This is a genomic window from Nitrosomonas sp. (assembly GCF_022842015.1).
In the GTDB taxonomy this organism is placed as follows: Bacteria; Pseudomonadota; Gammaproteobacteria; order Burkholderiales; family Nitrosomonadaceae; genus Nitrosomonas.
Window position 1 is genome coordinate 14101 of record NZ_JALHQJ010000003.1, and the last position, 23710, is coordinate 37810.

The window sequence follows — 23710 nt, forward strand, 5'->3', positions numbered from 1 at the left end:
CTTGAGTAAATCTTAACCTGCATCCATAACTTAATTCTGCGCTTAATAGATGTCACTCGCCATACTGTATAGCCGCGCGCTTTCCGGTATTCAAGCACCGTTGGTGACAGTGGAAACGCACATCGCCAACGGCTTGCCCAGCTTCACCATCGTCGGCCTTCCCGATACCGAAGTTAAAGAAAGTAAAGACCGCGTCAGAGCGGCGCTGCAAAATGCACAATTCAAAATCCCTGCGCAACGCATCACCATCAATCTAGCTCCTGCGGACTTACCCAAAGAGAGCGGACGGTTTGACTTACCCATAGCATTAGGAATACTCGCCGCAACCGGGCAAATTCCCAAAGATAAACTGGACCAATATGAATGGGCTGGTGAACTGGCATTAACCGGAGAATTGCGCCCGATTCACGGCGCTCTGGCAATGACCTACAACGCATTACAATCTGGCCGCAGTTTTGTGCTGCCGGAACAAAATGCCGCTGAAGCCGCGCTAGTCAAAAAAGCCACGATCTACGCGGCCAAATCGTTACTACAAATCTGTGCGCATTTAACCGAACGAGAAACCTTGCCCATTTTTTCAGGCGTAACCGAGGCCAGGAATGAAGACTCCACTTACCCGGATCTTGATGAAGTCAAAGGACAAACGCAAGCCAAACGTGCGCTAGAAATTGCCGCCGCAGGTGGCCATAGTCTGCTAATGATTGGCCCGCCCGGTACCGGAAAATCCATGTTGGCGGCACGCTTCCCCGGTATTCTACCGCCCATGACAGAGGTAGAGGCTCTCGAATCTGCAGCCATTCAATCACTTAGTTATGGTAGCTTCAATATTGAGAATTGGAAAAAACGGCCGTTCCGCTCACCGCACCATACGGCATCCGGTGTTGCTCTGGTCGGCGGCGGCAGCCACCCTCGCCCCGGTGAAATTTCACTGGCCTTGCACGGCGTGCTGTTTCTGGACGAGCTGGCCGAATTCGACCGCAAAGTTTTGGAAGTGCTGCGCGAACCCCTGGAATCTGGAAAAATCACCATCTCACGTGCCGCACGTCAAGCAGAATTCCCGGCGCAATTTCAACTGATTGCCGCAATGAATCCGTGAGGTTCTGTTGCCTTTTTACCACGATTTAAGGAGGAATAATTAGAAATTATTCCTCCTTGTTTTGAGCCTGAATCTGGAAGTTGAGTTGGTGGTGGAGTATAGAAAAGGTTTATTTCGATTTCTCCATCACCAATAATAATTTTCTCTACGATAGCTTCAACAATACGACGTTTTTCTTCAAAGGGAAGCGACGGCCAGCGACTATAAAGATCACGAGCTTCTTCGATAGCTACTTCTTGGGAAAGATGAGAGATTTTAAGTATATCGATTTCGGCTTGGAGTCTAGGGATCTGCTCTTCAAACTGATCACGACGCTCAGCTAGGGGTTTATACTTTGTCCCGAAGCCATGTTTATCAATCATGCCCGACTGATATAAGTCATAAAGCTTATCAATTTCTAAGGTAAGTTTTTCTGATTCCTTTTTCTGTAAAGTTAGAAGTTCAACCTTTTGCTTCACCGTTTCATTGGCCTGCTCAAGGTGAGTTGCAATCTCCTGATCTGATACCAGGAAACTCTTGATCTGTTCGTGAAATACGGCTTCAAGATCATCAATCGGCATTTTGTTACGACATTGCTGGCAAGTGTATTTGGGGCTATTTGAGGGCACATACATCTTTGGGCCACAACTACAATAAGTTAGGCCGGAAAACAAATAAGTAGCGGGTTTAGCGGAGCGTTTAAGTTTATTTCTCTGCTCATCCAGAAAAAAGTTGCATTCCTGCCAGAGTTCTTCAGAAACAATTGGCTCTATTTTTGAATATACCCATTCCGATTCTGGTTTAAGTTGCCAAGCACCATTTCGATCTTCACTGGATGTATAGTTGGCTCGGCGAGTGCCAATAACAATTGTATCTCTGAGTAGTCTATCAATAGTTGTATCAGAGAATTTACCACCATTTCTGGTGCGGTAACCTTGTTCATTGAGAAGTCTTGCCACTAATTTCTTGCGTTTATGCTCCCGAAACAACTCGAACATGAGCTTGCGGACTTTGGCTTCCGCGTCATCAATGCAGAGTTTCTTATCCTTCCATTGATAACCATAAGGGGCTTGGCCACCAGTTGGTAAACCGGCTTTGGCGCGAATAGGCACCGCAGCAGCAACGCGCTCAGATATTTCTTCACGTTCCCATTGGGCCATGGCTGCAATCATAGTGTAAAAAAGGCGACCAGCAGGCGTAGATGTATCAATAGATTCTGCCAAGGAAATCAGGTCAGCACCATATTCCCTGAAAGTCTCAGAGAACTCCAAAAGTTCTTTGGTATTTCTAGCGAGGCGGGCCAATTTTGAGAAGATAAGGCCAGTGATATGACCTTCCCGCATGTCATTAATCATCCGCTTAGCTTCGGGTGTCTCTTTAACCGTTTTTCCCGACACAGCGTCGAGTCGATACACCTCGACTACGTTCCAGTCTTTTGCTTCAGCATAAAGACGAGCACGGCGTTCGTGGGTCTCAGGACTTTCACCCCGCACCTGATCTTCAGTGGAAACTCGAATCCAGATTCCAACCCGCTTTGATTCGTTTTTTATGCTCATTTGTGTACCTCGTATACAAATAGAGATTAGCTAATTGTTATTTCCTAATTATCACGAATATTGATAGCTAAATAGAAAGCAATAGTTTCCGTTTTAGGAGAGTAGAATTATTATAAAGTGGTTTAGTGATAGACACGAAGTTTTATCGGCTTATTGATTTTGTTGATTAATTATTTCTCTATGTGCGGTGGCATTAAATATCAAGATCAGAAAATCTACTTTCCCAAGTCCGATGCTCGGTTAACTGTATTGCTGCGACATGGTGGAGTAACCTGGATTACTTGGGGTAACCATACAACTGTCGATTCTAGTCGTTTTCCTAACGGTGGCTGGGCAAGGCTTGATTCCATTAAGTTAGGGAAGTGGAAACCTTGGCATCCCAGACCAGTTTTAATTCCGGCAGATAGTTTTATGGAAAAAGACCACGACAAGCAATCTCACTGGATAGATTTAGCTCCCAGCATGGCAATTCAAGCATTGCTAGCGGAAAGAAATAATGAACAACGAGTTTATGTGGTTACCGAAAACGCTCCGATTGAATACAATTGGATTCATGATCGTTGGCCAAGACTAAGAAAACTTTCTGATAAACAAGAAAAACATTGAGATATTAATAATGCGATTCATTATTCTTCTTGCTTCGTTGCTGTCTTTACCGATCCACGCAGAAAGCACCTACAACCCAATTCTTAAAAGTATAAAGCCACATAGCATCACCATTATTGGCGAAACCCATAAGCGGCCAGAATCTTTTCAGTTATTCCAGTCAATAATAAACGACTATCTACAAAAAAATAAATGTCTTATCGTTGCTTTAGAAATTGCTAGTAACAAACAATCCACGATAGATCAAGTGATTCAAGGTAAAGCTAAAGTTTCTGATATTGAAGTCGCGCCACCGATTGATCATCCAGATTTCCGGGTATTGATAGAGAACTTAGCAAAACTACAAAAGCATAATGACTGCTTTCAGTTAATTGCTGTAGATGCTGATATTAAACTGAAGACTGATCGTGATGAATGGATGGCTAAAGAGATGACTAAGCAGATTGGGAAGACGTCAATACTTGCGCTCTTGGGAAGTCTGCACACCTTAAAGAAAGTGAACTGGAATCCGGAACTGACTCGCAAACCACCTTATCTACCAGAAATCCTTATTTCCAAAGGCTATGCCGTGCAAACGTATCCACAAATCTGGAAAGATCGCGAATGCAACACTCATTTTCAATTTATCAATGCAGATCAACCGGAAGCTACTGAATTACTCAATACCAGCTTGTTTTCTGTATTGAATGCTTCTAAACCCAAAACTGTATCGAATATTATTGATGGAGTCATTCTCTGGAAATGTTAATAAATATTTTTGAAAAAATCTTAAAGAATATGAGCTCCGGCCAATTCAAGTTTTTCTTTTTTCTTTTCCCACATAGGATACTTCTCACTTAAAAAAGCAAAGAATTTTTTATCGTGGTTTTTATACCGCATATGGCAGAGCTCATGAACTATTACATAGTCAATACAGTCTTTTGAAACATGAATTAGTTTAGGATGTAAGACAATTTTTTCTTTACTGATAAAACTACCCCAACGCTTTTTCATATCACGCATTGATAGTATCGGCATTTGTTTATAGTCAAACCTCTCCTTCATTACATCAAAACGATCAGCAAAAACTTTCTCTCTTTTTTCTTTAAACCAGCTGGTCAACAACTTTTTAGTATATGTACTATCTGCAACAGATTTAGTTGTCTGTACCAAAAGTACGCCACGTAGCAGCAACACCTTGTCTTCCAAACTTTGTTTAACAAGTAATTGGTGCTGGCGACCCAGGTAGTAAAAACTCTCGCCCGACACATATTCTTTTGTATACGCTTTTCGTTGGTGCTTTCCAAAGAAATGAAGTTGTTTTTGAAGCCAATACCACTTACGTTTAAGAAACTGCTCTATTCTCTCGGGAGCAGTATCATGCGGACACTTAACACAAATTCGCATGTCAGGCGTAACGGTCAGACCAAGGGTTTTTCTATCTTGTGGAATGAGGTCGTAGCAGTAAACAAATGAACCGAAAATAAATTCTTTTTGATTCTTATGAGAAGATTTCATAATTATTTTCTGCAAGAGTGAGCGTGTTGTTTATAATCGCTCGCATATCCGCGTCAGACAAATCAACTCCTTTCTCTTTTTTCACAACGTCATACAGATAATCGTCGAGAGTGTTCATAATACGACGCTTCACATCAAGATTTTTGTACCAATCAACAATCGCTTCAGCTTTCACAATACCGAATATATCAAGAGTAATCACAATAAACGCATCCTCAGCAACATCAAACTTTTTGAAATCTTCTTTAAGGTTGCGATAGAAAATATCAGATCCTTTTATAGATTCAATGGCTCCAGGCAGAAACTCATCCTTTTTACTTACAACATCATCACTTATCAATTTAAGCTGTTTGAGCGCCGCCACGTCAGCTAGTTTTCCGTCACGCATCTTCTTCAAGATCTCTGAAATCTTCTTAGAAAATCGTTCATAGAATTCAGGATCAGAATCCAGCTTTTCAGAAATAGTCTTTTGGGTTTGGGCTGCAATTGCTTCAGCCTTCGATTTGTCAGAACCAAGCGATTCAATCGCTTCCTCAAACTGTTTGCGATCTGTAATATTTATCTGCTTTGTAAGCAACTCCACACCCATTGCATCAACGTATTTGTCCAAAATATTCACCAGGGATTGCTTGTACTCAGCAAGATCAACTCGATCTGCGTATTTCAAACTCGCTGTCTTGCGAAGTTCCATAAATTTCTTAAGTTCACGGGTATACATATCCAGGCTATCAAACTCATGTACAAAGTCCTGCAATACAAAACACTCATTCAGATTTCTAATAAATGCGTTGAGGGTTTTATAGAACACTTCACGAGTTGGAGCATCATCAAGTAGCTGTAAGAAAGCCTCATCATCAGATGTGCCCTTAATGGCTTTGAAAATGTCATGCAAAAGACTGTAGCTCTGTTCAAGTTCTTCTATCTTTTCAGCAACATCAATAAGGGTTCCCTGTACATCGGCTTCATCATAATTACCGAAGAGCTTCATTGCAGTATCAATATTCTTGGCATTCTCAGAATAATCAATGATATATCCCGCAGTCTTTGGCAATTTCTTGTTTTCATGGAGCCGATTTACACGAGCAATTGCTTGAAGTAGGTTGTGATCTTTCAGATCCTTGGCGAGATATAGAACCGTATTGCGTGGCGCATCAAAACCAGTGAGTAGCTTATCTACTACGATAATCACTTCAATACCGTCATCGTTGTATTTAAAGCTATCAATAACATCCTTTTCATATTTCGTCACACTGCTGTGATTTTTTCTGATTCCATCAAGATATTTCACAACCTCGGCTTTATGTGTGTTTGCTTCATCGCCGTCATCATGTTCATCAGAAACTACAACTGCAGTGCGTATATTCCCGCGTTCCTGAAAGAATTTTTGAAACAAAACCGCTGAGAACTTGGATGGCGCTACAATCTGCGCCTTAAGACCAGTATCTTGAAAATGTTTAGTGAAATGTTTTTCGATATCGTAGCCAATCTCGACGATTCTCTGAGGATTATCCTTAATGACTTTTGTACCAATATATTTTTGAAGTTCTTTTTTCTGTTTATCATTTAGAGCTTCAATAATACGTTCGACATGGCGATCAATCTGCTCTTCATTCTGAACCAAGTCCACATACCGACCTTCATAGATGAGCGGGAGAATTATGTTATCTGCTAAAGCGTCATCAATCGTATATTTATCAATATAGCCGCCAAATTTCTTCCAACTCTCCTTATCCTTCTTCATGAGTGGAGTACCAGTAAAGCCGATATAGCACGCATTTGGAATAATGCGATTCATCTCAAGACTTGCGATACCGCTTTGACTTCGATGCGCCTCATCAATGAGTACAAAAATATTTTGATCAGAATCGACAAAACCAGCTTTCTTTTTTGCAGCTGATTCAAACTTATCAATAATCGTGGTAATAACACCGAGGTTTCGATCCTTAATGAGATCAAGAAGATTCTGACCGCTCGTTGCCTGAATAACTTCCTTCTTAAGATTACAGTTTTTAAAGGTATCTTTAATTTGTTTATCCAGATCCTTACGATCGGTTACGATAATGACTCGGGGATTACTAATGTGCGGATTCTCAATGAGAGCTTTCACAAACATCACCATGGTGAGCGATTTACCAGATCCTTGGGTGTGCCATACAAGCCCACCTTTGCGACGAGTAATACCAGATTCTGAAGTCTCAGTTTCATCGACTCGTTTAAGCATTTTGTGAATCGCAAAGTATTGCTGATAGCGTGATAGTTTCTTTACCCCTGCATCAAAAAGAATGTAGTTTTTGGTGAGATCTAAAAGTCGTGCAGGTTCAAACAACGCCAAGATGCCCCGATCCTGTTCAGTAGGCAATCTTTGGGTTTTTTGTTTGTGCCCGTCAGTGTACCCATTGAGGTCTTTCAGTACCTTCTCATATACGGCATCATCAATCTTTTTACCAATGAGTTCTTTTGCTCGCTCATTTATTTCTTCAAAGGTCATCTCTTTTTCTTTCCAGACCGCATAAAACTTATTTGGGGTACCAGTAGTGCCGTACTGAAATTCCTTACCATTGGAACCTACAAGAAGTTGAGTGTAGGTAAAAAGTTTTGGGCAAAACTCAGGCCCCTGATTCCTATTCATCTGATTGATTGCCTCAATGACTGCCACACTCGATTTCTTGTTCTCAATGGTGGCGAATGGAATACCATTCACAAAGCATTGAACATCAGGGCGGATGTTCTGCTTACCACTTGCTACAAACTCAGCAGTCACATGAAATACGTTGTTTTCTGGATACTCAAAATCAATGAATCGAAAATTCTTTGAAATGGTCTTTCCACCCGCGCGCACACGGATAGTTTTACCACCCGAGGTGGGCATAATGATGTTGTATATCTTTTGAGACGTATCAATGAGACCCTCGTACTGAATATGCTCAAGTTCGTCCACCGCACCTTGGACATCCTTTTCACTAAACGTATAGCTTTCACCATCAACTTCGTACTCATTGATCTCCATGAGTTTCACACTGGCGATATTCGCCAAAATGAAATTACTTGTGTCACCACCACGTTCAAGTAGCGCCTCTTCTGCGGATATGTATTGATATCCCATCGCCAAAAGTAGCTCTAGTGCAGTGAGCTGTGATTGTTTGGCTTCATCGAAGTGTACTTTTTCTAGCATGATAGTTTATTTAGAAATTGATAATGATTCAGGTGTGGGGATCGCTCCAGTAACGAGTTTGTTGAGGAGATATTTCTTTTGGTCTTTAAGAATTGTTAGCTTTTGTTTAAGTCGATAAATTTCTTTGTCCGCAACGTCTAGAATTTCTGCGATTGCTGATTGTTCTTCAAATTCAGGTATTTTTATGTTTATTTTTCCTAATTCTCCAAGATATACACCCCCTTGAGCACCTCTACTTTCCCTTTGCTTCAACTGTTTCTGAAAATTGCTTGCTTGCATTAGTTGAAAAAAAAATTCTGGACTTTGATTTTTAAATCTTAGAATTCCAACACTACGTTGAAATGTATAATTATTTTTATAATCTTTAGTTAAAGCTACTCTTCCAATAGACCCAACCAAGCAAAGTAGCAGATCCCCATTTTGTATACGATATGATTTATGAATTTGTTCAAATTCTGTCTGACTAATAAGTCTAGGATCATTATTAGTGATAACATTTCCATCGACAATATCTTTGGCACTAAGTAACGGAATACCATTTTTGACATTCATGTGAGTTGCGTGGGTACCATCTTTTATTAAAGAAGTAATTTGAGTCAGTTTATAAATCTTCCATGGATTATTGAATCCCGGTAAGCGTGTCTTGCTTGTAAGCAATTCCTGCATCAAACCTTTTTTGATTTCTTTCTTAATTTCAATCTTTCGCTTCAAGCTTTTAATTGAGTGATCCCAGGCACCTAAAACTGCAGCGATCCTTTTTTGTTCAGAAATAGGTGGCAAATGGAGTTTAACTTTTTTTAAATCTCCAACATTTACATGCTCCATCGTAGAACCAGTTTTTATTCTTCTTATCTGTCTTTTACCCTCTAGTGATCTAAAGTATTGCAAGAAGTATTCTGGCGAAGCAATTTGTTTTTTAAGTCTAGTGATAATTAATGCGTGACAGTTTGCTCCAACTAATTTAGGTGGAACAATTGTTGTTAAACCAACTTCACCAGTTTGAACTATAAGCAAATCTTTTTCCTTTAAAATTGACTTGCTATTTTTTGTACTAAATTCTGGTGTTACTTTTTTTATACCATTAAAATTAAATCCAAAATCAGTGACGTTGTAACCTTGAACATAGGTAACCCCATTAGGTTCTTCAGTGTAGTTCTCTACCGCCTTACCAACAAATCCATTGGTCATAAGTTCACACGCGTCATTCATTGTGACTTCTTCCCATGTTTCAGGAATATTCTGTTGTTCCTGGTTAGTTTTCATAATTTCGCATTAAAGCTATTGATTCTTTCAGCTGAGAAAGAAAGCTCTTGTTTTTGTTCGCAGGATAGTGAATGCAGTTTCTTATAAATGTTGGTAAGGTGACTTGATTTTGTTTTCCCTTTTCTGGATAAGTTTTTTTAAGTTTTAATTTTTGAACAAAAAACTGTTCATCAAATGCATTTATGCCAATAGTCTCTTTCTTTTCATCTTCTACTAATTTTTCGTTTACTTCATCCAGTAGTCTTTGGCGGAGAAAGTCATAAAGTTCATTATGGTAACTATCATCTAATATTCCAAAAACATCAAAGTTTACACTTGCGTAAGTAGAGTTTTTTTCATCAAATGGAATTACTTCAGTTTTTTCATCTTTATCATGTTTAACTACCTTAAAATTTCTAGATAAACATTTCTTGTCTATCATATAATTTGAGTGTGTTGCAAAAAAACAGATATTATTATCTGATGAAGTTAGTTTTATTAGCTCACTCAAAAAATATTCCTGGGCTTGTGGATGAAGATGTGTTTCCGGCTCGTCTAAAAGAATAAGTGAGTTTGAAAGTGAATTTACTTCTTTCTGTGCAGATATGTTAAGAAGAAATGAAATAAACTGTTTAAAGCCATCGCTTCTTTGACTTGTGGTTTTTGCCTTTTTATTTGAATCCTTTACATGAAAATTGATCCCATCACCTGAAATATCGAAGGTTATTGTGATTGAATGATTTGGCCAAACTTTTCTTATAAGACTAGTAACTTGCTGTCCGAGTTTATCCCTCAGATCCTCTCGTTCAGTAGAATCTGTTGTTATTGTTTGTATGATGCTTTGTATTCTTTGTTTTGTATCATATCCACAAAGTTCAAAACATCTCTTAAGTGGAATAGAAATATTATCTGGGTTACTAGCAAATTGAGACAGTAATATTTGGTTTGTTATCAAATATTTCTCAGCATATTTCCAGTATATTGTGTAATGAGTAGAGCTAAATATTTGATCTAGCAATAGCGGCTCTATTTGAGTTTTTATATTCTCATCTGTCAGATCGTTAAATGATATAGTTTTTACTAGTTGTAAATTAGGTAAACTATAATTCACTTTTAGAGTTACATTTTTTATATCATTATCTTTAATTTTGATATCTGTATACTTTTTTACAATGAGTTCTTTACAAACTATAACATCATCTTTTTCTTGAACATATTCGTACTCGACTTCAATAGGAAGATCTTTATCTTGAAAATCTGAAGCGGTGGGGATAACGTGCTCGTCTAAAAGAGCAAACGATTGCAATATGCTACTTTTTCCAGCTTCATTAACTCCAATAAGTCCATACGTAAAAGTACCGTCAGAAACTTGGTTGATGTCAAATTTTACATTCTCAATACTTCTGTAATTTTTTATAGTGATAGATTGTAGTTTCATATGTTTATTTAATACCTAGCTCCTTCAAGTATTCAGACATCTGCTTTTCTAGTTTTTGCAGCTCCGGCTCAAGTTCAGCAAGTTCCTTAAGATTCGCACTGATATCGACTGGCGTTTCCTCTTCAAAAGTATCAACGTAACGAGTGATATTAAGATTGAAATCATTCTCTTCTATTTCGGCAAGATCAACCGAGCGAGCAAATTTTTCTACATCCTTACGCTTGGTGTACGTACCGTAAATCTTCTCAATATGCTCATCGGTCAGAACGTTTTGTGCTTTTGCTGACTTAAACTCCTTGGATGCTTCGATAAAGAAGATATCTTTTTTCTTTTCGTTCGCCCCACCTTTCTCACGTGATCGATCAATGACAAGAATTGCCACTGGAATACCTGTTGTTTGAAAAAGCCCTGCGGGTAGGCCAATAACTGCATCAATGATGTTTTCCTTGATCAGATGTTCACGAATCTTGCCTTCGACTCCACCACGAAAGAGTACGCCATGCGGAACAATGACTGCCACACGTCCAGTTTTTGGCTTTGCTACTTCGATCATGTGCGTAATGAAGGCAAAGTCGCCTTTGTCCTTTGGTGGAACTCCTCGCCAGAAGCGATTATATGAATCTGATTCAGCATGTTCTGCACCCCACTTTTTAAGCGAGAATGGGGGATTGGCTACAACAACATCAAAACGCATCAGCTGGTCATTTTCGACGAGAAGGGGATTATTGAGCGTATCGCCCCATTCAAGACGTGCCGAATCTTTTCCGTGAAGGAACATGTTCATGCGAGCGAGTTGGAAAGTTGAACCTGTTGATTCCTGACCATAGAGGGCGTAATTCTTTGAACCTTTCTTTTCAACTTCTTCACCAGCCAAAAGAAGGAGGCCGCCCGAGCCACAAGCTGGATCACAGATACGATCACCCTCCTTAGGTTCTGCAAGCATAGCGACCAGCTGAGCCACCGAACGAACCGTGAAGAATTCACCTGCTTTTTTACCTGCATCGGCACCAAAGCGTTCAACCATGTACATATATGAGTTGCCGATGATATCGTCGCCCACATCCGAGAGGTCAATCTTTGCAAAATCCTGAATGAGATGGCGAAGCATCTTGTTACGTTGTGCCAACTTGCCAAGTACCGACTCAGAGTTGAAATCAACACCAAATACACCTTCAAGCTTCTCACTGTTTGCATCTTCAATACGGCGCAGCGCTTTATTTATCTCATCTCCAATGTTGTCCTCTTCAATTTTGCTGTAGATATAATCGAAAGAAGATTTTGGGGGAAGATAAAAGCGATCAAGCTTCATCTTCTCCTCGATTCGTTTTTCATCACTTCCAAAGCGCGCCTTGTATTCATTGTGACGCTTCTTATTAAGATCACTCAGGTACTTAAAGAAAAGCATGGTGAGTGCATAGTCTTTATATACACCGCCATCAACACTACTTCGTGAGGAATCAGCGGCGGCCCAAAGAATTTTATTGAGTTCTTCCTGAGTGAATTTTTTAGTCATGGTGGTTTGTTAAGTTTGTAAATATTGCGTCTAGTATTTGATGCTTGAGCTCGTTTCTTCGATCTAGTATCTGCTGTTGCATTTGCATATTCTGGTAAAGTTTAACAATTGCTTTTTGTTTTCGTAGGTCGGGTATCGGCATTTTTAGTTGTTCAAGCAAACGACGGGGAAGTGCACCAATGTATGAACCTGTCACTATCTTTGAAAGCAAATCTTGGCCATTTTTTGAATTCAGATAATGAGTAACATATTCGGGCAATATGCCAGGAACTGTAATGCGGATAATATGCAACGATGATGATGCAATCACGTTCGATGCATCTGACTTAAATACTGCTGCTCTAAAAGCTCCGGCTCTCATTCCTCTTGCAATAATAAGTACGTCATTCTTTTTGATACGATTCGGATATCCAGCCGAATCAAAAGCGATTGGAGTGAGGATGCTCGCGTCAGTAATAAACGTATTTCGTCCTAGATCCTTTGCTTGAATCACAAGGAGATCACCATTTTTGTCGGCCGTGATTGCACCACGGAAGGTGTATCCAGCGATGATAGTAGCAACATTATCTAATTTCATTTGCATGAGTATAAGTTACTGCACATTATTTGTAAATATTGACATATTACAAATATAACTACCTGAGTAATATAACATTTTATTTATTGATATTAATAACTCAAAGTAAAATACGATATAACACCTCTCTACAGGTATGAACTTGGTGCTATAGAGTAAGAAAAACCCGGCAAAATTACCGGGTTTAAAAGAACTATAAATTTGCAGTCTTTTCCATACTGCTATCTGTAGCCAAGCTTTCCAGATACAAACTGGCCGCCGAAGCCGCACTTGCTGCCGCAAAGATCGCTGTTTTGTGTTCTTTGAGCACTTGCAGCCAACTAGCAATGTATGCAGCATGATCTGATCTTGGATAGGTATTTATACCAAGCGTAGCGCAAAGAAACGAAGCGCCAAGCTCAGCAATCAACTCTTCCATAGCATAAGCACTTGATCCAAATCGTCCCGATAAATCACGTTTAAGTCGTGAAGGATGTCCAGACCAGTGAACATGCTCATGGAAAAGCACGGCATAGTAGCCTTCTACCGATGATCCTGATTTAGTATCTCGAAACACTGATTGATTTGGCATATAGATACAATCCAAAGCTGGACTGTAATAAGCGGTGTCACTGCCGTGGCGAATTTCACTTTGCAGGGAATTGATAAAACATACTGCCTTAGAGAATTTCTGGTGGTTTGCATCGTCAGACACTTCATTTGCCATCCAGCCATCAACCTGATCGCCATTAAACACATGAGAATAGCGAATTACGGCTCTCGCTTGATTTTGGGTATCGTCTTTTTCAACATCTTCATCCTCTTCCTTCCGTTGATAAAAAACGATAGTGGCTCCCTTTTCTCCCTGTCGCACTTGCGCTCCCAATGAATTCCATTGCAAATACGAAGCCCAATATGAACTGGCGAATCCGGCTTTTCGCCTTGTAATCCACAGCGCTAACGCATTAATCCCTTGATACAGTTTTTTAGTTGCCGGATTGCGGGGAAGTCCAGCTTGCGCTTGTCTATGCCAAGGCATCTCGAAATCAGCCGCACCCGCTTCGATGGCACTGATTATTTCATTGGTGATCTGGGTATAGATGTCAGCTTTTGAATTACCTAATATTTTCTGATGCATAATGATCTCCTTGTCACGTGAGGAACACCGGAAATTCGGTGCTCCTCGATGACAAGGAAAGTCATTAGCTACTAAGAATCAGCGTCAAATGGGCTTGGTATGCCACGGCTACCGTAGAAAACTAATCCTAATGCCGCCGCATCAAATAGGCTTTGGCGTGGATCGGCACTCATCCAGGGTTTTCGTACCCGTGGCAACCTATGACTGAAAGCCGGTATTTGCCGTCCAATAGCTTCGGCGATTTGATACTTTGTAACTGCACCCACAGCGCTGAAATATTGCTTAACTTCGGTATTAGAAAATCGGTGTAGATCAATATGCTCGGTAGCAGCTAAGTGAACTAGCATTTGATAAAGGTTTTTAATTCGTGAAGAACGACGATTAACTCGGCTATTAGTATCTTCAAGAACAATCACTACCGGGCTATAGCGATCAATCAACTCTTTGATAGCAATGATTGTTTTATCATTACGATGTTTTTCTCTGATTTCCTTCACACCCCAGTCAAATGGGCTTTCTATGCCTTCAAACAAAACAAAGGCAAAACCGCGACTAAAAGGATAGATGGCGAGAACCAAATTCTCTTGACAAACGACACTCATACTTCCTTTTGTGAACGCGACGTGGATAAAGCTCGTTTTAGCGCGAAATTGAACAACTCTCGCTTGCGTAATCCCGTAAGGCTGGTAGTGTTGCTGAGCGCCTGGTCCATTCGATACATATTTCGCATGACCTCTTCCTCGACCAAGGCGTGGGCATCTGGAAACATGATCGAGGGGGGAACCCCGAAAATGACCTGGCAAGCAAGCGCGACCTCAATCTTGGGGGCGCGTTTGCCGTTTTCATAACGACTAATCTGCACACTGCTTGCTGTACCGACCAACTTAGCAAGTTCTTTTTGGGTAAGTCCCCAATTGCGCCTGTGCGTGCGCAGATAGCACAGAACAACTGTGTTTTTCTTTTTCTCCATTGGATATTGCGCTTCTGGGGTTATTAAGCAGAAGCAATATAATTGTCGCGCTATATCGATTTACGCAGTAGAGGTTAAAATTTTCTGTGGTGGATAATCGGGTGGACTTGGGGACGTGGGGACGAAGAAAAGGGATACGGTATAGGCCAATATATTGAATTATAATGATATTATAAATAACGGATATCAGTAGTCTGATACCCGTTATTTACGTCCCCAAGTCCCCAAGTCCACCCCTGCATCATTATTCGTCAACTTCTCGCTCCGTTACCCCGTAACGAATGCATAGCTCATCAACTTTTGTCTTCTCCGTTGCCGGGAGAACGTATACACCGTGACTTTTGTATGTCACAAGACGTAATCGTTTGCGAAGGACACCGCCAATTATTCGTGCAGTAATCGGGCGTTCATATTCAGCGGAGAATCGCTCAGTAAAAATGGTAGTGACTTCGGAGACTGGTATCGAATTTTCTTTGCCTTGCTGATATAAATCCTTTAATACTTCAAGCACCCCGGCTTCGATGGAAGAAGATCGTTCGGCATAAAGTTTTTGGTCAAAGGATCGCACGGTGACTCTGATTTCTTCCCGGAGTTTTTCATCTTCAATGATCGATAGCAGTGGAATGAGTATTTGATTGAGTCGCGGTGACAGTGACGGATCAATCAATGATTCATTGATTTTGATGGTGGTTAGCATGGTGAAACGATACATAAGCAGTTGGTTTCTGAGCGCCACCGCTTCAATTTTTTGAATATCTGGAAGATTAATCGGAATATCTCGCCTCAGGCTACTTTGTCCCATTTCTTCTGTAAGAAACCGGCTTTCTAGTGCAGGATCATCAAATGACTTTCGCATCGCCACGATCTTGGGGCCATAGACGTTAAAAGCCCGCGGATCGAATTCTCGTTGAGTGGTGATAGCGGTACGGAGAATCGGAAAACCCCGTACATTGCCGTTGTTAAATATCTTCACCAGCTCATTTTTCTCATCACTAAAGCGAAAGTCGGCTTCATCAAAAATCAAGGTTCCTCTGAAAGTATCGAGGGTATGAAAAATCGGTGACACCGTTGACGCTCCACTGGCAAAGAATGCCTTATTGCACAGTGATCCAATCACAAACAGAGCACGGGTTTTGCCGGAACCAAAATCACCCCGCAAACGTAAATAGGGAAGCTCATTAAAAGCGTCGTAGACCCAAGTTAGGAGAATGTAGTAGCTAGCGATCTTGCGAAAATGATCGGATATATCAACATAGCGGTAAATGTATATTTGGACATCGGTTATCAGCTTGGCCACTGATTGGTAGGATGCCGGTTTCTCGGCAAAAATTAGCGCTCCGTGCTTGATAAGGTTGTTGGAAGCGGGAATCGGCTCCAGTTTTCCTTCTTCTGGTGTTTTGTAGGAAGCAGCAACGGTAACTTGACCATTTTTTAAATAAGCCAAGGAAGTTTGTTTGGTATTGGCATCGTAAACCGTTTCAATAATGACGCCACTTAAGAAGTATTCGGATACTATTTTTCTGGTTTGCTCTACCGGCTTGGGTGTTTTTTGTGTCATTGATACAGAATACCCAGCCATCCAGCTTTGCTCGAGGATGGATTGTTTGCGGTAGCGCTATACCTTCAGTACCTACCAAAGCAAATCAATTCTCGCAAACTAGCGGGATGAGAAAAATCAAGGAACCACCAGAAATTGCCGATATCGTGCGGTATTTTATGCCGGATGCCAATGATGAAGAATTAAAGGAAGCCACCATTAATTTCCGGGATTATTTGGCTGTGCTTTATCGAATATTCCTGCGCTTGGAAGCCGAGGGGCGTTTGGATGAGATTCGTGACTTTCCTGATAATAATGATAAAGTTAATGAATATAAACCTGATTAAGTATGAATAACGTTTATGCCTATATTCGAGTATCAACCATTAAACAGGGTACGCAAGGCTCTTCCTTAGTTGAACAGCGCTTTGCTATCGAAAATTATGCCGAGCGCCATAACCTAACGATCAAACAATGGTTTGAGGAAAAGGAAACGGCGGCAAAACGAGGCCGCACTATTTTCACTAAAATGCTAGGGCTTTTGATTAAAGGTAGAGCGCAAGGGGTAATCATCCACAAGATTGATCGCGGGGCCAGAAACCTCAAAGACTGGGCTGATCTTGGTTCCCTGATCGACAAAGGTATCGAAGTACATTTCGCACATGAAAGCCTGGATATGCAATCCCGCGGCGGTCGCTTGGCTGCTGATATTCAAGCGGTAGTAGCCGCCGACTTTATCCGCAACCTACGGGATGAGGTTAAAAAAGGGTTTCGGGGACGATTGCGCCAAGGGCTCTATCCGTTACCTGCGCCACTAGGATATTTAGATCAAGGTCGAGGATTACCAAAACTGCCTGATCCGGTAATGGCTCCGCTGGTACAACAAGCCTTTAAATTATATGCAACCGGCGAATACAATCTCTATACCCTGGGCAGAGAAATGTATGAAGCTGGTTTGCGTAATCGTCGTGGCAACCGAGTATCCCGAAGTGGCTTATCAACTATGCTTAACAATGAATTCTATTTCGGTATTATTCATATCGTATCGACAAACGAACGCTACCAAGGTATCCATGAACCACTAATCAAAAAATCCCTGTTTGATCAGGTTCAGGATATTTTGCACGGAAGAACCAAGAACACCGGCCTAAAACACGAATTCCGCTACCGAAAAACTATCAAATGCTTGCATTGCCACTATAACCTCATTGCTGAACGCCAGAAGGGAAAAGTCTATTACCGTTGCCAAACAAAAGATTGCCCACTTACGTGCATCAGAGAAGATACGATTGATCAAGAAATGCAAACCATGCTTGATAGACTTAGCCTTCCGGAAGCGGCTATTAACCGACTAGAAGCTGAATTTGCTACGCTCCAGGCTGAAAGGTATCAGCATCAAGATGAATTAATACAATCAGCCCAACTAAATCTCGCTAATATTAATGATCGAATCACTCGTCTCACCGATGCTTATATTGATCGAATGATAGACAAAGAAATGTTTGATAACAGAAACAAAAAGTTACTGCACGAGCGGATAAGCGCCAAAGATACTTTGGACGAATTACGATCAGCTATGACCGACAATGACTACAAAACTCAATCGTTTCTGAAGTTGGTAAAAGCTATATCTCTGAACAAGACACAAGCCAATGAAACTGAAAATCGTGATCTACTAAAATCAGTTACCTCGAACCTTGAGATTGATGGAAAAAGGCTTGTCTTTACTTTGCAAAAACCATTTTCTGCTATTGCTGATTGGGACGAATCTCTTTATGGTGAACCACACCGAGCCACATCTCGAACTTTTGATGTAAAAGCCAGTAAGACTTCAAAGAATTTGTTTAAGTTGATACATGACAAGGAACCACCTGGTGATGAGCTAGGCAAGTTAGCTGCATAAGTTATATTTATGATCTAACTCAATGTTCTCAAAAACATGTTTTGAATAAAAGGAGGGAGATATTGCAAAATTATGTTATCTAAACAGTAACTTGCAATTTACAAAACTTGTGGCATAGTGTAGTACTGTTCTTTAATAAAATTTAGTAGATGAGACGAACAAGCAGAGTGGCAAATATTGATATTCTGCTTGTTCGTCTCATTTTGAGCGGACATAACTTCAACTAATTGGAGGCACACGATGTCAAACATCGCACACCTTGATACCGCTACTCTTGATACTGTCGCCAAGTTTTTCCGCATCATGCGGAAAGCTGGTGCTGATTTCACGGGTCCTATGCAAGATCTTAACAAAAGGAAAAACCTAGTAGCCTATTTGGCGCTTGAATGTCCTGAGATCACTGCCGAAGGCACAACAATCGTCACGATTATACCCAAAGGAGCCGAACTAGCACGACGGATCTTAGGTGACGATTTCATCGACATCACCGAAGTTTCCTCGGCGTACAACTTTTCGTATTCTGATGAACAGCTAGTGAACTTTTCAAACACCTTGCCTGACTTCGATACTCTAATATGGCTACGTACTAATGGATACATGCTAGTCGCTGGGCCAAATGTAGATATCAATATGGTTGATATCTACAAAATCAACCCCTCGCTGTATTACAGCAAGTTTCCCACTTTCGATTACGGGGAGGTTTGGCAAGAAAATGACAAGGAAAAGTTCCCGCGGTTGGACATGGTCAAGGCAGGGAAATGGCTTATGCTTCGCAAAGGTGATGTTCCGAATTCTCGGGCTAGTCCATGGTCTAATCAGAGTAAACTAGTCACCAGCCCCGAATACATTCCCAATATCGCCAAAGTCATATACGGTGTGACTGTGTATCATAAAATTCGTAGTCATTACCTTCTATCAAACTTTTATGTCCGCACATCTTCATCTAATATGTATGGCAATTCTGTAGGTGTCGGTTTTTTTGGTAGACATGGTATATGTATAGATGACAAATCTTTGGAAGATCGAGGCTTTGGCAACTGTGGCGTATCGTCGATTCGAGACTGAACTTTAAGATTATCAAGATTCTTAGATAGTTAAATAGACTAATTTGATCTTCATAAACAAAAAAAACACAGACCCCCAAGTTGAAAAACTTGAGGGTCTTTCTTGATTAAGAATACCTAGTAAAGGGCGTTTAATCAGTTCGATTCCCACCAAGGTCTAATCAAAAGATATTCAATTTGGCAAATTTTCTTCCCAGAGCGTAAAACACAAAATCGCTCTTAAAATAAGAGCGATTTTGTGTCAAGGTAGGGAAACTTACCAAATGAAAGATATGGTGAGCCATGTCGAGCCACATCTCGAACTAAAAACACTAAACCAGGTAAAACATCTAAGAATTTGTTTAGATTGATACATGACAAGAAACCGCCTAGTGATACTTCTAGCAAGCAGGTCGCTTAGTCTCCTTTATAAATCTTTGTTTATGTTCTCAAGAGTGAAACTTGAACAAAAGGAGAGAAATGTTACCAACAATATTGTTTTTGTAGCAGAAGGTTTATCATTACTAAATGACAACAATTATTATATTGATGGATGCCCAGCTTTTGTGGGAGAAATAATACTACAAAATCAACTAATTGATGTAATATGGCACAATACAATTGCTCTATGAGTCTTCTATTATTGATTAGGAGCTCTGTGGTTGCTTTATTAATTTTTTAAATTTCACCTATGTTTGAATTAGATCACAAGCATTTCATGCAGCTTGCGTTTGAACAAGCCAAAAAATCGTACGATGAAGGAGGATTACCAATTGGCGCAGTAATGATAGAAGATAATCTTGTCATTGGCTCGGGGCATAATCGGCGGGTACAAAATGGAGACCCAACTGCTCATGGTGAGATGGATTGTTTTCGACAAGTTGGTAGACGTAAAAACTACCAAGATGTCACTCTCTACACCACATTAAGTCCATGTATGATGTGTGCTGGCACAGTGGTGCAATTCGGAATTCCACGGGTTATCATCGGTGAGAATAAGTCATTTGCCGGTAATATTGATTTTCTCAAAGAACATGGCGTCGAAGTCATTCTTCTGAACGATCCGCAATGTGAGTCCTTGATGCAAAAGTTTATTATTGAAAAACCAGAATTGTGGAATGAGGATATTGCTGGGAGAGAACGTGTTTAATCATAAGCTGTTTCGTTTTAATATCCAAGATCAACTTCCCGAGACAAAAGAAGAGTTAGATGAATATCTCAAAAACCTCAAAAACCTATTAAGCGATCAACAGCAAGAACCGATTTTTGCACACTTATATGAAAATCTATCAATTTTAGATGCAAAAGCTGCGTCATTGTTGCAGTTCAACTCAATCTTACTTGCAGTATTGGCCATATTTCTAACAGCCGACGCCATCTCAAGTACTGCTTTTTTTATTACCATAGCCGGTATATTCCTTATACTAATTTCATCATATTTGTTACTGGATGTTGTTTGGGTACATTGGTCAGCAGCGGATCATATGCACATCAGAGAAGATCATGAGCTTAAATTGCTTGAAGTGCGTAGAAGTCGCACGAGACTTTATCGTATTGCTTGGAATTTCTCTAGGGGAAGCTTATTGATGGTCGCAGCAGTTGTTATTTTTGAGCTTTTTCTAAAGATTACAGAGAAAGTTTAGGAAAATTACCATCCAATGAATCGTCATACTTCAATAAAACTTCAAAGAATTCATTGAATTAAATCTCTGGGCACTACTAATATTTTCCATAACATAAGGCTAGAAGAGTTGCTTGTAGGTAGATCAAGTTCAAGTTTTACTTCACAATTAGCCTTTCTATAAGGTAGAGAACTTCCTAATTTTTTTTCTAATTTCTTCAAATCGCATTATTTCATCATTAAGATTCTGTGGTTCAGGATTCTTGTAAGCATATTTATCGCTATGGGTATGTCCTTCCATATAGCGACAACATTGTGCAAAACTATCTTGTAGTTCTTGAATTAAAATCTGGTCAAAGTTCACTTCTGATAAGGAATCAATACTAACTCTATCCTCAAATGGTCTTACTGTATTATTAAAGAGATCATAGATAACTAGTACCTCATAAGAAGTTCTTAATGCAGAAAAGCCTTGGGCTAAATACCTGTATCTTTCTTCCGGAGGACAATCGTCTTTATTGCTATTCCTGAAGTAATTCTTTGCAGGCTCAGCATTTCTGTATTTCTTCTGATATATTGGAGCGTTTCCGAACCAAATAAAACCAGGCTTATTGTTTCTACTTTCAATCCAATGACATAATACTTCGTCTTCTTTTGATTTAGATAAAAGATTAGATACGAAAACCAAATCGTGTGAGAAGACAATTACTTGCTTGGCTGATGATTCGGCAATTAATCTCCTTGCTATTTCAGCTTTTCTTGCATCATCTAAAGAAGTAACAGGGTCGTCAAATATGATTCCTCTGTTCACTTCTGATAATTGCATTTCTGCTATAAAGTCAGCAATAGCAATAACTTTCTGCTCTCCTTCACTCAATACAGCATTCGGGTTATTACCTCGTAATTTTAGCTGTCTATACGATCTACCTGCTGTGCCTGTATGATTTATCTCGATACCAAAATTTCCATTTAGTTTTTGACACTCTTCATTAAAAGTTTCGACATATTTCTGATTGAAATACTTATCTGATAGAGCTTTCTCAGTATCGGTTATTTTTCTTTTGGCAAAATTTGCACTACCTGCTTTTTTTATCCATATTTGATTATCAACGAAAGCCTCAAATTTTGAAAAATGAGTATTAAATTTCTCTTTGTGTTCTAAGAATGTTTTTTCCTTCAGCAATTTTTCCAATTTATTGCTTTGTTCATCATCTTTGAACAATTTAATTGCATCGCCAAGCGCTGTTTCAATCGTTGTGTGCTCTTCAACGCTAATTTTTACTTCAATTCGATTATTTGCTGTTTTATTTTGAATATCGGAAATGATGCTTTCAGATAGCGTTTTTTGTTCAGTGAGCCTTTGTTTTAATGAGTTCAAATGCTGGGGATATTTTTCAGTAAGCCAAGCTGAGAGTGTATTTTCTATAGGAAACAACTCAAAAACTAATTTCTCAAAAGCTTGCCTGATTTTATCAAGCTCTTCCTGTGCTTTTTTTGCATTCTCTTCCGCGACACTTTTTATAAAAGTCCAATAACTTGCAATCAATTTCTCAGCATCTTCTGAAAGTGGCTGATGGCAAAATAAACAGTTATCTCCGTTTTCAGGATAAATAGCTTTTTCAAATTTTTGATTTATTGCGAATGCTTCGGCGCTTACAATAAAATCTTTCCACTCTTCAGTGCCAATACCTTCAATTTTATCCGTTTTAAAATTTTCAATTCCCTCGGCTTTAGCAACATCTTCTTTTTTCTTGCAATCGTTTATTACTTTTTTTACCTTTTCAAGTGTTTCGGTTGAGAAATATCGGTTAAGTGTTTCAAGTGCCTTTTTATTTTCTCCTAATAATTTTTTAATGTTCTCAAGATCTTTTATTTCCTTATCCTTACTTCTTGAAGCCAGAAGCAGTTCGTCATATTGCTTCTGAATTTCCGCTTTTTTGGTTTTATCTTCTTCTGAAAAAGGAGTGTATTTTTTCAAATCTTCAATTTTGGTTGAGGCAGAAAGTTTCTCAATTGCTGTTTTAATTTCAGATTCGCCATCAAATAAAAATAAAAGACTATCTAATGTATGCCCAATCCTCTTATCACTAATATTAGCATTTAGTTTTTGTTCAATTTTTGTAATAGCATCGGTGTATTCAGCAAAAAAACTTAATCCTGCTGGCCGGAACTCAAATTCATTTTTGTTCTCAAGTTGCTTTAATAATCCCTTTCCGTCAAAAACAGAGAACTGTTCAAACTCTACTGAATTCTCATTTGCAGGATATTCCAATGGAATGTCTGAATTCTGAGAAATGAAAGTAAATTTTGCTTTAATGGATTTGTGACCGCTATTGATATGAACATTGGGCAAAATTTCTTCTGGAGCTTTTGAGTAAAATACTTTTTTGAGCAATCTAACATAACCTGATTTTCCGGAACCGTTTGCACCGTAGATGATAGTCAGATTAGGGCTGAATTCAATTGTTTGGTTTTCAGTTAAAGCGTTTACACCTTCAACACTTTCAAGTCTTGAAAGTAATAAATCAAGTTTATGATTACCTGAATTTCCGGCATTGTAATTGATTGTAATTACAGGCTTCTCGGTCTCATTCTTTAGCTTTAATTCTTCAAGGAGACAGGAATACGAAGTATCGATGTCATTTAGAGAAATGGCATTCCCTGACAAAATCTTCTGAGCGATGTATTTTGCCCAATACGGGAGATTATTGGCAAAATTATTTATTTCAGATTCAAGTGTTAAGTGCTTAGAAGTCATTTATGTATTCTACATAAAACACAGATTTCTACAAAGATAAGCAAATGATGTTAAGTTCTCACACCATGCCTATCCTCCAATTATG

Annotated in this window: 19 protein-coding genes and 1 pseudogene; 8 read left to right on the forward strand and 12 right to left on the reverse strand. The window is 39.6% G+C overall.

Annotated elements, in window-relative coordinates:
• Positions 1-49: 49 nt before the first annotated feature.
• Positions 50-1093, forward strand: a pseudogene (locus Q0C11_RS00945) (YifB family Mg chelatase-like AAA ATPase); the annotation flags it as partial.
• On the opposite strand, the gene Q0C11_RS00950 reads toward Q0C11_RS00945, so the two are convergent.
• Entirely contained in the window at positions 1069-2631 is a 1563-nt protein-coding gene (locus tag Q0C11_RS00950) for a recombinase family protein (RefSeq protein ID WP_293004931.1), read from the reverse strand. The pseudogene Q0C11_RS00945 and the gene Q0C11_RS00950 sit on opposite strands and share 25 nt — an antisense overlap.
• Positions 2632-2811: 180 nt before the next feature.
• On the opposite strand from Q0C11_RS00950, the gene Q0C11_RS00955 reads away from it, so the two are divergent.
• Both Q0C11_RS00955 and Q0C11_RS00960 read left to right on the forward strand, forming a co-directional pair.
• Positions 2812-3237, forward strand: coding sequence for a hypothetical protein (locus tag Q0C11_RS00955; RefSeq protein WP_293004933.1), 426 nt, complete (start codon positions 2812-2814; stop codon positions 3235-3237).
• Between the two features lie 10 nt (positions 3238-3247).
• Positions 3248-3985 (forward strand): hypothetical protein, encoded by a 738-nt coding sequence (locus tag Q0C11_RS00960; protein ID WP_293004935.1) that lies wholly within the window; start codon positions 3248-3250, stop codon positions 3983-3985.
• A gap of 20 nt (positions 3986-4005) precedes the next feature.
• On the opposite strand, the gene Q0C11_RS00965 is transcribed toward Q0C11_RS00960, so the two are convergent.
• The 10 genes from Q0C11_RS00965 to Q0C11_RS01010 all read right to left on the reverse strand — a co-directional run bounded on the left by Q0C11_RS00965 (position 4006) and on the right by Q0C11_RS01010 (position 16321).
• Complete coding sequence (locus Q0C11_RS00965; protein ID WP_293004937.1) at positions 4006-4734, reverse strand: M48 family metallopeptidase; 729 nt, start codon at positions 4732-4734, stop codon at positions 4006-4008.
• Positions 4718-7906: a type I restriction endonuclease subunit R gene (locus tag Q0C11_RS00970; protein ID WP_293004939.1), complete on the reverse strand. Its 3189-nt coding sequence runs from the start codon at positions 7904-7906 to the stop codon at positions 4718-4720. Before Q0C11_RS00970 ends, Q0C11_RS00965 begins: the two co-directional genes overlap by 17 nt.
• Before the next feature lie 6 nt (positions 7907-7912).
• A complete protein-coding gene (locus Q0C11_RS00975) occupies positions 7913-9169 on the reverse strand; it encodes a restriction endonuclease subunit S (RefSeq protein ID WP_293004940.1) in 1257 nt (418 codons plus the stop codon).
• Positions 9159-10586, reverse strand: coding sequence for an AAA family ATPase (locus tag Q0C11_RS00980; RefSeq protein WP_293004942.1), 1428 nt, complete (start codon positions 10584-10586; stop codon positions 9159-9161). Before Q0C11_RS00980 ends, Q0C11_RS00975 begins: the two co-directional genes overlap by 11 nt.
• Before the next feature lie 4 nt (positions 10587-10590).
• Complete coding sequence (locus tag Q0C11_RS00985; protein WP_293004944.1) at positions 10591-12099, reverse strand: type I restriction-modification system subunit M; 1509 nt, start codon at positions 12097-12099, stop codon at positions 10591-10593.
• Positions 12092-12682: a restriction endonuclease subunit S gene (locus Q0C11_RS00990; RefSeq protein ID WP_293004946.1), complete on the reverse strand. Its 591-nt coding sequence runs from the start codon at positions 12680-12682 to the stop codon at positions 12092-12094. The genes Q0C11_RS00985 and Q0C11_RS00990 overlap by 8 nt, the downstream gene beginning before the upstream one ends.
• A gap of 187 nt (positions 12683-12869) precedes the next feature.
• Positions 12870-13793, reverse strand: a complete 924-nt coding sequence (locus Q0C11_RS00995; protein WP_293004948.1) for a zincin-like metallopeptidase domain-containing protein — start codon at positions 13791-13793, stop codon at positions 12870-12872.
• 71 nt (positions 13794-13864) lie between these two features.
• On the reverse strand, positions 13865-14395 hold the full coding sequence (locus Q0C11_RS01000; protein ID WP_293004950.1) for a hypothetical protein: 531 nt from the start codon (positions 14393-14395) through the stop codon (positions 13865-13867).
• Positions 14392-14763, reverse strand: a complete 372-nt coding sequence (locus tag Q0C11_RS01005) for a helix-turn-helix transcriptional regulator (RefSeq protein WP_293004951.1) — start codon at positions 14761-14763, stop codon at positions 14392-14394. Before Q0C11_RS01005 ends, Q0C11_RS01000 begins: the two co-directional genes overlap by 4 nt.
• Before the next feature lie 244 nt (positions 14764-15007).
• Positions 15008-16321, reverse strand: a complete 1314-nt coding sequence (locus tag Q0C11_RS01010; protein ID WP_293004952.1) for a hypothetical protein — start codon at positions 16319-16321, stop codon at positions 15008-15010.
• Here Q0C11_RS01010 and Q0C11_RS01015 point away from each other — a divergent pair.
• From Q0C11_RS01015 to Q0C11_RS01035, 5 genes are all read left to right on the forward strand, one after another.
• The gene (locus Q0C11_RS01015; RefSeq protein WP_293004953.1) at positions 16315-16647 is read left to right on the forward strand and encodes a hypothetical protein; all 333 of its coding nucleotides are present in this window, start codon (positions 16315-16317) and stop codon (positions 16645-16647) included. The genes Q0C11_RS01010 and Q0C11_RS01015 overlap by 7 nt on opposite strands.
• A gap of 2 nt (positions 16648-16649) precedes the next feature.
• Positions 16650-18203 carry a recombinase family protein gene (locus Q0C11_RS01020; protein WP_293004955.1) on the forward strand — a complete coding sequence of 518 codons (1554 nt, stop codon included), beginning with the start codon at positions 16650-16652 and terminating at the stop codon, positions 18201-18203.
• A gap of 240 nt (positions 18204-18443) precedes the next feature.
• Positions 18444-19268 carry a hypothetical protein gene (locus tag Q0C11_RS01025; RefSeq protein WP_293004957.1) on the forward strand — a complete coding sequence of 275 codons (825 nt, stop codon included), beginning with the start codon at positions 18444-18446 and terminating at the stop codon, positions 19266-19268.
• A 669-nt stretch (positions 19269-19937) separates the two neighbouring features.
• The gene (locus Q0C11_RS01030; protein WP_293004958.1) at positions 19938-20396 is read left to right on the forward strand and encodes a nucleoside deaminase; all 459 of its coding nucleotides are present in this window, start codon (positions 19938-19940) and stop codon (positions 20394-20396) included.
• On the forward strand, positions 20389-20889 hold the full coding sequence (locus Q0C11_RS01035; RefSeq protein WP_293004959.1) for a hypothetical protein: 501 nt from the start codon (positions 20389-20391) through the stop codon (positions 20887-20889). The genes Q0C11_RS01030 and Q0C11_RS01035 overlap by 8 nt, the downstream gene beginning before the upstream one ends.
• 156 nt (positions 20890-21045) lie before the next feature.
• On the opposite strand, the gene Q0C11_RS01040 is transcribed toward Q0C11_RS01035, so the two are convergent.
• Complete coding sequence (locus Q0C11_RS01040) at positions 21046-23625, reverse strand: AAA family ATPase (RefSeq protein WP_293004961.1); 2580 nt, start codon at positions 23623-23625, stop codon at positions 21046-21048.
• Between the last annotated feature and the right edge of the window lie 85 nt (positions 23626-23710).